At 68.8% G+C, this 14,098-nt stretch carries 10 protein-coding genes; 4 read left to right on the top strand and 6 right to left on the bottom strand.

Annotated features, from left to right (window positions below; all coding sequences use genetic code 11):
* Window position 1 precedes the first annotated feature (1 nt).
* The 6 genes from V5F26_RS08225 to V5F26_RS08200 form a co-directional block, all read right to left on the bottom strand.
* Window positions 2-712, bottom strand: coding sequence for a response regulator (locus V5F26_RS08225; protein WP_394054872.1), 711 nt, complete (start codon window positions 710-712; stop codon window positions 2-4).
* Window positions 709-3,438, bottom strand: a complete 2,730-nt coding sequence (locus V5F26_RS08220; RefSeq protein WP_394947539.1) for a DUF4118 domain-containing protein — start codon at window positions 3,436-3,438, stop codon at window positions 709-711. Before V5F26_RS08220 ends, V5F26_RS08225 begins: the two co-directional genes overlap by 4 nt.
* Window positions 3,439-3,559: 121 nt before the next feature.
* Entirely contained in the window at window positions 3,560-4,150 is a 591-nt protein-coding gene (gene kdpC, locus V5F26_RS08215) for a potassium-transporting ATPase subunit KdpC (protein WP_394947540.1), read from the bottom strand.
* A gap of 13 nt (window positions 4,151-4,163) precedes the next feature.
* A complete protein-coding gene (gene kdpB / locus V5F26_RS08210) occupies window positions 4,164-6,206 on the bottom strand; it encodes a potassium-transporting ATPase subunit KdpB (protein ID WP_394947541.1) in 2,043 nt (680 codons plus the stop codon).
* 8 nt (window positions 6,207-6,214) lie between these two features.
* Entirely contained in the window at window positions 6,215-7,906 is a 1,692-nt protein-coding gene (gene kdpA, locus V5F26_RS08205) for a potassium-transporting ATPase subunit KdpA (protein WP_394054878.1), read from the bottom strand.
* 11 nt (window positions 7,907-7,917) lie between these two features.
* Window positions 7,918-8,007, bottom strand: coding sequence for a potassium-transporting ATPase subunit F (locus V5F26_RS08200; RefSeq protein ID WP_234051438.1), 90 nt, complete (start codon window positions 8,005-8,007; stop codon window positions 7,918-7,920).
* A gap of 447 nt (window positions 8,008-8,454) precedes the next feature.
* Here V5F26_RS08200 and V5F26_RS08195 point away from each other — a divergent pair, with 447 nt between their 5' ends.
* From V5F26_RS08195 to V5F26_RS08180, 4 genes are all read left to right on the top strand, one after another.
* Window positions 8,455-10,152: a methyl-accepting chemotaxis protein gene (locus V5F26_RS08195; RefSeq protein WP_394947542.1), complete on the top strand. Its 1,698-nt coding sequence runs from the start codon at window positions 8,455-8,457 to the stop codon at window positions 10,150-10,152.
* Between the two features lie 157 nt (window positions 10,153-10,309).
* Window positions 10,310-11,332 carry an LLM class flavin-dependent oxidoreductase gene (locus tag V5F26_RS08190; RefSeq protein ID WP_394054881.1) on the top strand — a complete coding sequence of 341 codons (1,023 nt, stop codon included), beginning with the start codon at window positions 10,310-10,312 and terminating at the stop codon, window positions 11,330-11,332.
* Between the two features lie 142 nt (window positions 11,333-11,474).
* Complete coding sequence (ybaK, locus tag V5F26_RS08185) at window positions 11,475-11,948, top strand: Cys-tRNA(Pro) deacylase (RefSeq protein WP_234051441.1); 474 nt, start codon at window positions 11,475-11,477, stop codon at window positions 11,946-11,948.
* A gap of 294 nt (window positions 11,949-12,242) precedes the next feature.
* A complete protein-coding gene (locus V5F26_RS08180) occupies window positions 12,243-14,015 on the top strand; it encodes a methanol/ethanol family PQQ-dependent dehydrogenase (protein WP_394947596.1) in 1,773 nt (590 codons plus the stop codon).
* The last annotated feature ends 83 nt before the right edge of the window (window positions 14,016-14,098 follow it).

The raw sequence follows: 14,098 nt of genomic DNA, 5'->3' as shown, positions 1-14,098 counted from the left end.
CTCATGTCCCCTGCAGCCGATAACCCACGCCGGGCTCGGTGATGATGAAGCGCGGATTGGTGGCGTCATCCCCCAGCTTGTCACGGATATGGCCGACGGCGATGCGCAGATAGTGGGTGTCGTCCGCGTGGGCGGGGCCCCACACCGTGGACAGGAACTGGCGGTGGGCGATGAGCCGCCCGGGATGGCGCGCCAGCAGCGCCAGCACGTCGAACTCCTTGCGGGTCAGCCTCACCTCGCGCCCCTCCAGCCGCACCGTCCGGCTGGCGAAGTTGACGCTCAAGGGGCCTATCACCTGCTCGGGCGGCTCGCTGGGCCGATCAAGGCGGTTGCGCAGCAGCGCGCGCAGGCGCGCCAGAAGCTCACCGGTGGAAAAGGGCTTGGTGACGTAGTCATCGGCCCCGGCGTCGAGGGCGGCGATCTTCTCGGCCTCGCCGTCGCGCACGGACAGGACCAGGATGGGCACCCGTGACCAGCCGCGAATGGCCGCGATCACCTCCTTGCCGTCCATGTCCGGCAAGCCGAGGTCGAGCACCACGCAATCGGGCGCGGAGGTGGCCGCAAGCTCGATCCCCTGGCGCCCACGCTCAGCCTCCAGCATGTCGTGGCCACCGCTCGCCAGCGCGATCCGCAGGAAGCGGCGGATGGGCGCGTCGTCCTCGATCACCAGAATGCGGGTGGCTGGGCTCGTGGCTGGGCTCGCTTGGGTCATGTACCGTCATCCAAGGGGGACTGCGGGGCGAGCGGCAGCCGGAGCGTGATGGCCGCCCCGCGCCCGCCCGGTCCCGCCTCCGCCTTCACCTGTCCGCCGTGAGCTTCCACAAGCCCCCGCACGATGGCAAGGCCCAGCCCCGTGCCCGCCGGCCGCGCATCGCCCTGGGTAACGCGGTGGAAGAGATCGAAGACCTTCTCCCGCTCGCCCTCTGGAATGCCGGGCCCCTCATCGGCCACGGTGACGACCGCATCGCGGCCCTCGGCTCGCGCAGAGAGCAGGATGGAGGTGCCCGGCGCGGCATATTTCGCAGCGTTTTCGAGCACATTGGTGAGCGCCTGGCCGATCAGCACCGGATCCACATCCAGCATCGGCAGATCACGCGGGATGCTGACCACGACCGTGTGGGCCGCGAGCACCCGCGCCAGATCCGTGCGCACGCGCCCCACGATCTCCCCGAGCTCCACCGGCGCGCGCTTGGGGCTGAGGGCGCCGTGGCCGAGGCGGGTCATGTCGAGAAGGTTCTGCACATAGCGGTCGAGCCGCCGCGCCTCGTCCAAGGCGGTGAGGATGAGCTCCCGCCGGTCGGCCGGGCCGATGCTGCCATCGTCATTCTCCGCCAGGGTGGAGACGGTGCCGATAACGGTGGCCAGCGGCGTGCGCAGGTCGTGGCTCACCGAATTGAGCAGCGCCCCGCGCAGCCGCTCGCTCTCGGCCGAAACCCGCGCATCCGCCAGCTCCCCGGCGAGGCGGACCCGCTCGATGGCCACCGCCACCTGGTCTTCCACCGCCAGCAGCAGGCGCCGGGTTTCCGGATCCAGGCCGCGTCCGCGGTCGCGGAACCGCACGCCGATCGCACCCAGGGGCCGCTCACCCGCCGCCAGCGGCACGAACAGCCACGCGCTCATGGGCAGGGTGGCGGTGCCCGAGCCCGCCGGCTGGTTCTTCTCGAACGCCCAGCGCGCCGCCGCCTCCGCGCCCGCGTCGAGATCCTCGATGGTGGGATGGCCCTGCACCTGCTGCAGGGTCCCCTCCGCATCGGGCATCAGGATGAGGGACTGACAGTCAAGCGTTGCGGCGATGTGGTAGGCGCCGGCCCAGAGCACATCGTCGGCATTGCCGGCGGAAGCGATCTTGCGGGCGAAATCGTAGAGGGTCTGCGTGCGCCGCTGGGTGGCGCGCATGGTCTCCACCTGCGCCTTCAGCCGGCCGGCGAGGCTACCCGTGAACACCGCCCCCACCAGGAACACCAGAATGGAGACCACGTCCTCCGGATTGCTCACCGAAAGGGTGTAATAGGGTTCGGTATAAAAGAAATTGTAGGCCATGGAGCCGAGGACCGTGGCCACCAGCGAGGCGCCCAGCCCGTGCCGGGCCCCCACCACCAGCACGGCGGTGAGATAGATCGCCGAGATCGCCCCGCCCGGCAGCGCATCCCACAGGCCAATGGGCCACGCGATGAGACTGGCGATGGCGATAGCGGCCACCGCCGCCACATAGCCCCGCCATTCCGGCTTGAGATGGCGGGCGTGGGCCAGGGGCCGCCGCCCCGGTCGCCCATGGGCCGTGACCAGGGTGACCTCGAAATCGGTGGCCGCATCCAGCAGGCGGTCGGCCACCCGCTCACGGAACAGGCCCGCCAGCCCTTGCCGCCAGAAGCCGCGCGAACGCGCGCGCCCCATGACGACGCGGGAAACGTTGCGCCCCCGGGCGTAGCGCAGCAGCTCGGCAACCACGTCGGATTCCGCGTGGAGCGTCACCGTCTCCGCGCCCAGGGTTTCGGCCAGGTGCAGCGCTTCGCGGGTGGCGGCGCGCGCCTCGGGCGGCATGGCCTCGTGGCGCGGGGTGACCACGGTGGCGACGATCCAGGGGATCCTCGCGCGCTCGGCCATGCGCTTTCCGGCCCGAACCAGGGCCTTGGCCACCGGCGCCTCGTTGACGCAGACCAGCAGGCGCTCCTGGGTCGGCCAGGGGCCCTTCACCGCATTGGCCTGCATGTAGGCCAGCATGTCGGCATCCACCCGGCTCGCCGCCGTGCGCAATGCGAGCTCGCGCAGCGCCGTCAGGTTGCCCTTGGAGAAGAAGTTCTCCAGAGCCCGCCCCACCTGCTGCGGCACATAGACCTTGCCCGCCTTGAGCCGCTTGATGAGCTCCTCCGGCGGCAGGTCGATGAGCTCGATCACATCCGCCCGCTGGAGCACATGATCGGGCACCGTCTCCGCCACCTTCACGCCGGTGATGCGGGCGACGATGTCGTTGAGGCTCTCGATATGCTGGATGTTCAGGGTCGTCGTCACGTCGATGCCCGCGTCGAGCACCTCCAGCACATCCTGCCAGCGTTTGAGATGGCGAGATCCCGGCGCGTTGGTGTGGGCGAACTCGTCGATGAGGGCAAGCTGCGGGTGGCGGGCGAGCAGGGCGTCAAGATCAAGCTCGCTCAAGCTTTGCCCGCGATACGCCACCGGCCGCCGCGGCAATTGCTCCAGGGTGCCGAGAAGGCCGGCCGTGTCGGCGCGGCCGTGGGTTTCCACCAGGGCCGCGACCACGTCTTCCCCCGCCTGCTGGCGCGCGCGGGCCTCCTCGATCATGGCGAAGGTCTTGCCCACGCCCGGCGCGGCCCCCAGGAAGATCTTCAGCCGCCCGGGCGCACCCCGGCCGCGGGCCTCGGTGCGGGCCTCCTCCAGAAAGGCCTCGGGTGCCGGGCGCTCATCGGCTGTGCTCACCATGAAACCGTGGCCCCGTGTGCTGCACCACATCCGTGTGCCCCAGCGACACGGATGTGGATTATCATTTTGTTTATACGCGTGTTTTTCACCTGAACCTGCTCCCGGCACCCCCGGAAGCGCCCTATGGCTTCAGCACGTCGAGAGCAAGGTTGAGCGCCAGGACATTGACCCGCGGCTCACCCAGCAGGCCGAGAGCCCGCCCCATGGTATTGCGGCGGACGAGCGCGCGCACCTGGGCTTCATCGATCCCCCGGGCCCGAGCGACCCGCATCACCTGGAACGCGGCCGCCGCCGGCGTGATGTCGGGATCGAGCCCGGAGGCCGAGCCGGTCACCAGATCGGCGGGAACGGGGCCCCCGCCCAGCGCCGCCACCCGCGCCTTCACCGCCTCCGCGAGCGCGGCCGAGCTGGGACCGAGGTTGGAGCCCGAGGAGCTCGCGGCATTGTACGGGCTCTCCAGGCTCTTCGCGGGGTCCTGCGGATCGGGAGCGGTGGTGGCTGAGGGGCGGCCATGGAAATAGCGCTCGGACGTGAACGACTGGCCCACGAGGCGCGACCCCACGACCCGGCCGCCGGCTTCCACCACCGAGCCATTGGCGGCGCGCGGAAACGCCGCCTGCGCGAGGCCCGTGACGGCGAGCGGATAGGCCAGGCCGGTGAGTGCCGTGAACAGCAGCAGCAGGACCAAAGCGGGGCGAGCATAAGTGTTCATGTCTGTTCTCCGCTCACGCGAGATGCAGCAGGTCGACGAGAAGGTCGATCGCCTTGATGCCGAGGAAGGGCACGGCAAGCCCGCCGATGCCATAGACGAGCAGGTTGCGCCCCAGCAGCGTGGCGGCGGGCGCCGGCCGGTAGCGCACGCCCTTCAGCGCGATGGGGATGAGCGCGACGATGACGAGCGCGTTGAAGATGATGGCGGACAGGATGGCGGACTGGGGCGAGCCGAGCCCCATCACGTCCAGCGCCGCAAGGCCCGGATAGGCGGCCACGAACAGCGCCGGCAGGATGGCGAAATACTTCGCCACGTCGTTCGCCACCGAAAAGGTGGTGAGCGCCCCGCGCGAGATGAGCATCTGCTTGCCCACCATCACGATCTCGATGAGCTTGGTGGGATCGCTGTCGAGGTCGATGAGGTTGCCGGCCTCCTTGGCGGCAGGCGTGCCGGAGTTCATGGCCACCCCCACGTCGGCCTGGGCGAGGGCGGGCGCGTCATTGGAGCCGTCGCCGCACATGGCGACGAGGCGGCCTTCCGCCTGCTCGCGGCGGATCAGCTCCAGCTTCTTTTCCGGCGTCGCCTCCGCCAGGAAGTCGTCCACGCCGGCCTCGGCCGCGATGGCGGCGGCGGTCAGCGGGTTGTCGCCGGTGATCATCACCGTGCGGATGCCCATGCGCCGCAGCTCGGCGAAGCGCGCGCGGATGCCCGGCTTCACCACGTCCTTGAGGTGGATGACACCCAGCACCCGCGTATCGCGGGCCACCACCAGCGGCGTGCCGCCCGAAGAGCCGATGCGCTTCACGATCTGGTCCACCGCCGGATGCAAGGCGGCGCCCGTAAAGGCGGCCATGGCGTCCGAGGCCCCCTTGCGGATCACCGCGCCGCCCTTCAGGTCCACCCCCGACATGCGGGTGTGGGCGCTGAAGGGCACGAACTCCGCCGCCTCCACATCACCGGCATCGAGGCTGAAGCGCCGGCCGGCGAGATCGACGATGGACTTGCCCTCGGGCGTCTCATCGGCGAGCGAGGCGAGGAGCGCGGCCTCCGCCAACTCCCGCTCGCTGACGCCGGGGGCGGGCTCGAAGGCGTCCGCCATGCGGTTGCCGAAAGTAATGGTGCCGGTCTTGTCCAGCAGCAGCACATCAATGTCCCCCGCCGCTTCCACGGCGCGGCCGGACTTGGCGATGACATTGGCCTTCACCAGCCGGTCCATGCCGGCAATGCCGATGGCCGAGATGAGCCCGCCAATGGTGGTGGGGATGAGGGTGACGAACAGCGCCACCAGATAGACCAGCGGAATCTGCGTGCCCGACCACGATGCGAAGACCGGCAGCGTCACCACCACCAGCAGGAACACCAGGGTGAGCCCCGCCAGCAAAATGTCGAGGGCGATCTCGTTGGGCGTCTTCTGCCGCTTTGCCCCTTCCACCAGGGCGATCATGCGATCGAGGAACGTCTCGCCGGGCCGGGCGGTGACGCGCACCACCAGCCAGTCGGACACAAGCCGCGTGCCGCCCGTGAGCGAGCAGCGGTCCCCGCCGGATTCGCGGATCACCGGCGCGCTCTCGCCGGTGATGGCGCTTTCGTCCACGCTGGCGACACCCTCCACCACCTCGCCATCGGTGGGGACGATGTCGCCCGCCTCCACCAGGATGAAGGCACCCGCCTCCACCCTCTCAATGTCCTTTTCAGTGATGGCGGAGCGGTCCGCCGGATCGGCGAGCACCTTGGCCCGCGCCGCGGACCTGGTGGCGCGGAAGGCGTCGGCCCGGGCCTTGCCCCTCCCCTCCGCGACCGCCTCGGCGAAGTTGGCGAACAGCACCGTGAACCACAACCAAACCGTGATCTGGAGGCCAATGGCGAAGGCCGGCCCGCCGCGCAGCCCCTCACGCGCCACCAGGATGGTCGCGACGAGGCTGACAAGCGCGGTGGAGAAGATGACCGGATTGCGCGCCAGCGCGCGCGGATCCAGCTTGCGAAAGGCGTGGCCCATGGCCGGCAGGATGATGCGCGGCGCGAACAGCCCGAACTCGGCGGGAGAATGCTTGCTCATGTGGGGCCTCAAAAGGTTCTGCCCGCCAGCAGCGACACCTGCTCGGCGATGGGGCCGAGAGCGAGGACTGGCAGGAAGGTGAGCGCGCCGATGATGAGGATGGTGGCGAGGAGAAGCGCCACGAACAGCGCGCCATGGGTCGGGAAGGTGCCTGCCGTGGCCGCCGCCGTCTTCTTGGCGGCGAGGCTGCCGGCGATGGCGAGGATGGGAATGATGTATCCGAACCGCCCCAGCATCATGGCGATGCCGAGGAAGGTGTCATGCCAGGCGGTGTTCGCGGAGAAGCCCGCGAATGCCGAGCCGTTGTTGCCGGTGGCCGAGGAATAGGCATAGAGCAACTCGGAAAGGCCGTGGGGGCCGGCATCCTGCACGCTGGCCGCTGCGGTGCCCGCGGCGATGGAGAGCGCCGCCAGCACCAGCACGCCAAGAGGCATGACGAGGAGCGTCAGCGCCGCGAGCTTGATCTCGCGGGCCTCGATCTTCTTGCCCAGATATTCCGGCGTGCGCCCCACCATCAGGCCGGCCAGGAACACGGTGAGGATGACGAACAGCAACATGCCCGTGAGCCCCACGCCCGCCCCGCCGAACACCACCTCGCCCAGCTGCATGTTGAGCATGGCCACCAGCCCGCCCAGCGGGGTGAAGCTGTCATGCATCGCGTTCACCGAGCCATTGGACGCGGCGGTGGTGGCCGCCGCCCACAGGGACGAGCCGAGCACGCCGAAGCGCACCTCCTTGCCCTCCATGTTGCCCGCGCCGGCGATGACGAGCCCTGCCTGTTGCGGATTGCCGGCCGCCTCGGCGGCGTAGATGGCGGCGAAGCCGGCCACGAACAGTAGCGCCATGGCGGCAAACAGCGCGCGCCCCTGCCTGCGATCGCCCACCATGCGGCCATAGGTGAAGCAGAACGCCGCCGGCAGCGCCAGGATGGCCAGGGTGGAGAGGAAGTTGGTGATGGCGTCCGGGTTCTCCAGCGGGTGGGCGGAATTCACATTGAAGAAGCCGCCGCCATTGGTGCCGAGCTGCTTGATGGCCACCTGGCTCGCCACCGGACCAAGGGCGATGGTCTGCCGTGCCCCTTCCAGCGTGGTGGCATCGAACGCAGCGGCGAGGGTCTGCGGCATGCCGAACGCCACGAAGACGAGGGCGAGCAGAACGGCCCCCGGCATCAGCACATAGAGGGTCGCGCGCACCAGATCGGCCCAGAAGTTGCCGATCGTCCGCGCCTGGCGCGCCGCGAACCCGCGCGCCACCGCCGCCGCCACCGCCATGCCGGTGGCCGCGGACAGGAAGTTCTGGGTGGTGAGGCCCGCCATCTGGCTGAAATTGGAGAGCGTGGTTTCGCCCCCATAGGCTTGCCAGTTGGTGTTGGTCACGAACGATATGGCCGTGTTGAAGGCGAGCGGCGCGGCGAGCCCCTCGAAGCCCTGCGGATTGAGGGGCAGGTAGCCCTGCAGCATCAGGATGGTGAACAGGAGCGCGAAGCCGGCTCCATTGAAGGCCAGAAGCGCGAGCGCATAACCGGTCCAGCGCTGGCTCTCCACGGTTCCGGCGCCCGCCGCGCCGAGCAGCGCCCGCTCCACCGGCGCCAGGAATCGGACCTTGTCCGTAAACACTGCCGCCATGTAGGCGCCGAGCGGAAGGGCGATGGCCGTCAGCACCGCCAGGTAAAGGGCGAATTGGATGAGATCGCTGGTCATGCCCATCCCCATCAGAACAGTTCCGGGCGCAGCAGCGCCACGAGCAGGTAGACGAACAGCGCGGCGGCGGCGCCCAGGCCGAGCACGAGATCAAAAGGCATCGGCGCCGCCTTACAACCGGTCCGCAGCCAGGACAGCGGCGGAGCAGAGCGCGAAGAGGGCCAGCCCGCCGGTGAAATAAATGAATGCTTCCATGATGATGGCTCCATTGCCGATGCTGCTGGAGCTACCCCCCGCCCGCATAAAGGCGATAGGTGGAAACGCGCCGGATGCGTAACGCGGGCGTAAAGCGGCCGCCCGGAGCGCCGCCCGGACATGGAGAGGCGCCCCGACATGCGCGCGCCGGCCGGCGATGGGGTATTTCACGGACTTCCTGCGACCCCGCCGTTCCGTTAGGCTCCGCGCCCGCGCAGCTTGTGGACGACGGGTGTTGCCGGGGTGGATTCGGTTTCCCGCCGCCAAGGGGCGCTGCATGGTGTTGCGGCGAGGGGCCGTGACACCATCATGGGGCGGTTCACGGCCGGCTTCGGCGGGCCTGGGGGGATGGAATGTCTTTCAAGAACTTGTCGCTGACGGGCAAGGTCGTCAGCCTTCTCTTGCTGCTGGCCGTGCTGTCGTTCGGCGCGATCCTCTACGCATCGTCCCAGATGACGGCCATCAACGCCGTCGGCACGAACATCATTGAGGGACCGGCACCCGCCATCGCCAATCTCGCGCGCTCCAACCGGCTGCTGCGACAGGTGGAAATCGGCATCTACCGCCTGCTCGTGGGCCAGACGCCGGAGGAGGACGCCGCCGCCAACCGGCTCATCGAGCAGGTGCTGAAGGACTACAAGACCCGCACCGACCTCATCAAAGCGGAAGCTCCCGCCTTCGCACCGGACATGGAACGGGTGGTCGAGCGCGTGAAGCAGACCATGGACGGGGACTGCGGCGAGGTCATGCGCGCCGCCGCCGCCGCCCGCTCCGCCGAGGACATCGCCCGTGTCGGCCAGGTGATGCGCACCACCTGCTCGCCCAAGATCGACGACCTTGCCAATTCCACCACCGGCATCAACAAGCGCCTCACCGCCGCGATGGAAGCGGAGAACGCGGCAGCCACCGCCCTCGCCAACCGCACCGCCTGGATGGTGACGGTGGGCATGGGCCTCGGCACCCTGCTGGTTGTGCTGCTGGCGGTGCTCATCACCCGGCGCTTCATCGTCGCGCCCGTCACCGATTCCATGAATGTCATGTCCGCGCTGGGCCACGGGAACCTGGACGTGGAGGTGCCCCACGCCGATCGCCACGACGAGGTCGGCGCCATCGCCAAGTCCCTCGTCGGCCTGCGCGGTCAGTTGCAGGAGGCGGCCCGCATGCGCGCCGCCCAGGCCGAGGCGGAGGAGAAGTCCAAGGCGCAGATCCTTCGCCGCAGCAAGCTGGCCGAGGAATTCGTCACCCACATGCAGCAACTGGTGGCCGGCTTCGTGCACTCCTCCGGCGACGTGGCGACGGCGGCGCGGAACCTGTCCGCCACTGCCGAGGAAACCTCGCGCCAGGCCCAGGCCGTGGCGGCGGCCTCCGAGGAGGCGTCCACCAATGTGCAGACGGTGGCTTCCGCCTCGGAAGAGATGGCGGCCTCGGTGCGCGAGATCAACGGGCAGGTGGCCCACTCCGCCAGCGTCGCCGACATGGCGTTCACCGAGGCGGAGACCTCCAACGCCCATATCGGCAATCTGGCCAAGGCCGCCGTCGACATTGGCGAGGTGCTGGACCTCATCCGGGAAATCGCCGCCCAGACCAACCTGCTGGCCCTGAACGCCACCATCGAGGCCGCGCGCGCCGGGGATGCCGGCAAGGGCTTCGCGGTGGTGGCCACCGAGGTGAAGCAACTGGCCGACCAGACCGCCAAGGCCACCGACGAGATCGCCTCCAAGATCCGCGAGATCCGCGAAGCGACCGACAGCACGGTGACGTCCATGGCCGAGATCATGCGCGTCATCACCACCATCAAGGAGACCGCCACCGCCATCGCGGGCGCGGTGGAGCAGCAGGGCGTGGCAACCTCGGAGATCGCCCAGAACTGCCAGCAGGCAGCCGCCGGCACCAGCGAGGTGGCGCAGAACATCACCAGCGTCGGCCAGGCGGCGGAAACCACCGGTTCCTCCTCCGCCGAACTGCTGGGCCTGTCCAACGGCCTGTCCACTCAGGCCAGCGACCTGCGCAATGTGGTCGACGCCTTCGTGAAGGATCTCGCCGCCGCCTGAGAAGGCCTGCGCCGGCAAGAAGGGCACCCTGGCAAGAAGGGCACTCTGGCAAGACGGGCCAGGGCAACACGATATCGGCATCGCTTGCCGCCCGCGGGTGCATTTTCCCGCGGGCCGGCGTAGCCTGCGCGCCCCTCCCCCTTCGCGCGGACGCATCGTGAAGAAGATCGGCTTCCTCTCATTCGGGCACTGGACGCCCTCCCCCCACTCGCAGACGCGCTCGGCCTCGGATGCGCTGCTGCAATCCATCGAGCTGGCGGTGGCGGCGGAGGAGCTGGGGGCGGACGGCGCCTATTTCCGCGTCCACCACTTCGCCCGGCAGCTGGCCTCCCCGTTCCCGCTCCTGGCGGCGGTGGGCGCGCGCACCCGGCGCATCGAGATCGGCACCGCCGTCATCGACATGCGCTATGAAAACCCGCTCTACATGGCCGAGGACGCGGGCGCGGCCGACCTCATCGCCGGCGGACGACTTCAACTCGGCATCAGCCGCGGCTCGCCGGAGCAGGTGATCGACGGCTGGCGCTATTTCGGCTACGCGCCGGCGGAGGGCGAGAACGCCTCCGACATGGCCCGGCGCCACACCCAGGTGTTCCTCGAAATGCTGCGCGGCAAGGGCTTCGCCGAGCCCAACCCGCGCCCCATGTTCCCCAACCCGCCGGGCCTGCTGGGCCTGGAACCCCATTCGGAAGGGCTGCTGGAACGCATCTGGTGGGGCGCCGGCTCCAACGCCACGGCCGAATGGGCCGCCCGCATCGGGATGAACCTGCAGAGTTCCACCCTCAAGGACGACGAAGGCGGCCTGCCCTTCCATGTGCAGCAGGCCAGCCAGATCCGCGCCTATCGCGCCGCCTGGAAGGAGGCGGGCCACAGCCGCGAGCCCCGCGTCTCCGTCAGCCGCAGCATCTTTGCTCTGGTGGACGACCGCGACCGCGCCTATTTCGGCGGCGGTGGCCAGGAGCACGATCAGGTGGGCTTCATCGACGAGCGGACCCGCGCCGTCTTCGGCCGTGGCTATGCCGCCGCGCCCGACGTGCTGGTGAAACAACTGGCGGAGGATGAGGCCATCGCCGAGGCGGATACCCTTCTGCTGACGGTGCCCAACCAGCTCGGCGTCGACTACAACGCCCATGTCATCGAGATGATCCTGAAGCACGTGGCGCCGGCCCTCGGCTGGCGCTGAACCGCTTGCGCGGGCGCGCCTGCGGGCAATAGACTGTTCCGGTGTCTCACGGACACGCCGAAACAGTCCGTCCTCTTGCTTTTACGCGTTTCCTTCACGCGAGCCGGTTCCCGCTTCGCTCGGCAACGCTCTCGACAAGGCCATGTCCAAGGCGACCCGCGCAACCAAGATGCTGGAACAGGCGAAAGTCGCCTTCACCCTGCACACCTATGATTACGATCCCGATGCCGAGCGCATCGGGCTACAGGCGGCCGAGGCCATCGGCGAGGCGCCCGAGCGGGTTTTGAAAACCCTGATGGCCCTGGTGGATGGCCGCCCCGCCTGCGTGATCGTGCCTTCCGACCGCGAAGTCTCCATGAAGAAGCTGGCGGCGGCCTTCGGCGGCAAGTCGGCGCAGATGATGAAGCCGGCCGAGGCCGAGCGGATCGCCGGCTACAAGGTGGGTGGCATCAGCCCCTTCGGCCAGATGCGCCCGCCGCGGGTGGTGATGGAGGAACAGGCCCTGGCCCACCCCCATGTCTTCATCAATGGCGGGCAACGCGGGCTCCAGGTGCGCCTAGACCCCCGCGATGCGGTGCGGGTCCTCAACGCCACCGTCGCCACCGTGGTGGCCTGATCCGGGCGCGGAACCGCCCAGGCTCCGTTACGTGATATTGCGCGCCCGCCCGCCGGGCGCCACAGTCGGGCCTCGACACCGCGCCGCAAGGGCCAGCAAACCCCGTGGGACAGCCTCATGGGCCGACAGCCCTGGCGACGCTCAAGCGAACCCACCCGTCGCCGGGCGAAAGCCGGGGCCGGTGGCATGACACTGAAAGCCGCGCGCTCAAGACGCGGCAATCGGGAGGATGAGGCCATTTTCCGGAGACTGCGTTCTCAGCGCCGGCTGGCGCTGGCAGCCATTGCCATCGCCATGACCCTCGCCGGCGGCGCCCACGCCAATGACGACGTGCTGGAGCGGACCGCCGAAGGGCGGGAGCAGGTGCTGCAAACCCTTGATTACGCCAACACGCGCTATTCGCCGCTGGCGCAGATCGATGCCGGCAATGTCGGCCGGCTGAAGGTGGCCTGGACCTTTTCCACCGGCGTGCTGCGCGGCCATGAGGGCGCGCCCCTTATCGTCGACGGCGTCATGTATGTGCACACGCCCTTCCCCAACGTGGTCTATGCCCTCGATCTGGACCATGACGGCCGCATCCTGTGGAAATACGAGCCGCGGCAGTCCCGCGAGGTGGCCGGCGTCATGTGCTGCGACCTCGTCTATCGCGGCCTCGCCTATGCCCAGGGCATGGTGTTCCTGCATCAGGCCGACACGACCATCGTCGCCCTCGACGCCCGCACCGGCGCGAAAAGGTGGTCGGCCGTGAATGGCGACCCGAAGATGGGCGAATCCAACACCGCCACCGTCATGCCGGTGAAAGACAAGCTGATTGTCGGCATCGCCGGAGCGGAGTTCGGCGCGCGCGGCCACCTCACCGCCTACAGCCTGAAGGATGGCAAGCGCCTGTGGCGCGCCTATTCCACCGGGCCCGACCAAGACATGCTGGTGGACCCGGAAAAAACCACGGAGCTGGGCCGCCCCATCGGCAAGGATTCTTCCCTCAAGACCTGGGAGGGCGACCAGTGGAAGACCGGCGGCGGCGCCACCTGGGGCTGGTTCGCCTACGACCCGAAGCTGAACCTCATCTATTACGGCACCGCCAACCCTTCCACCTGGAACCCCACCCAGCGGCCGGGCGACAACAAATGGAGCCAGTCCATCTTCGCCCGCGACGCGGATACGGGCATGGCGCGATGGGTCTACCAGATGACGCCCCACGACCAGTGGGACTATGACGGTGTCAACGAGATGATCCTCACCGACCAGCCGGTGGATGGAAAGCCCACGCCCCTCCTCACCCATTTCGACCGCAACGGCTTCGCCTATACCCTGAACCGCGAGACCGGCGCCCTGCTGCGAGCGGAGAAGTACGACACCACGGTGAACTGGGCCTCGCGCATCGACCTGGACAAAGCGAGCCCCACCTATGGCCGCCCGGAAGTGAACGAGGCCTATTCCACCCAGGCGCGGGGCGAGGACGAGACCTATTCCGGCATCTGCCCCGCCGCCCTCGGCACCAAGAACCAGCAACCAGCGGCCTATTCGCCGAAAACCCGGCTCTTCTACGTGCCGACCAGCCGCATGTGCATGGATTACGAGCCGTTCCACGTGGACTACACCGCCGGCCAGCCTTATGTCGGCGCCACCCTCTCCATGTATCCCGCGCCCGGCGGCGATGGGCGCACCGGCGCCTTCATTGCCTGGGACGATGCGAAAGGGGCGCCCGCATGGTCCAATCCGGAGCTGTTCTCGGTCTGGTCGGGTGCGCTCGCCACCGCCGGCGACGTGGTCTTCTACGGCACGCTGGAAGGCTATCTGAAGGCCGTGGATGCGCGCACGGGCAAGGAGCTCTACCGCTTCAAGACCCCTTCCGGCATCGTCGGCAACGTCACCACTTATATGTATAAGGGCCGGCAATATATCGCGGTGCTGTCCGGTGTGGGTGGCTGGGCCGGCATCGGCCTTGCGGCCGGGCTGACCGATCCGGATGACGGCTCGGGTGCCAACGAGGCCTATGCGGCGCTCAACAGCTACACCGCGCTGGGCGGCCAGCTCACGGTGTTCGCCCTGCCCGATGGCGAGTGAGCCGCCCACCGGCGGGCCCGACAGTCGCGACGCCTTGCGCGACACCTTGGCAGACCCGCCGGCCATGCACTAACACAGGGGAG

This window comes from Xanthobacter variabilis, assembly GCF_043831965.2.
Classification (GTDB): domain Bacteria; phylum Pseudomonadota; class Alphaproteobacteria; order Rhizobiales; family Xanthobacteraceae; genus Xanthobacter.
The sequence above is the reverse complement of the archived record's forward strand: the minus strand, read 5'-3'. Positions and strand labels throughout refer to the sequence as shown.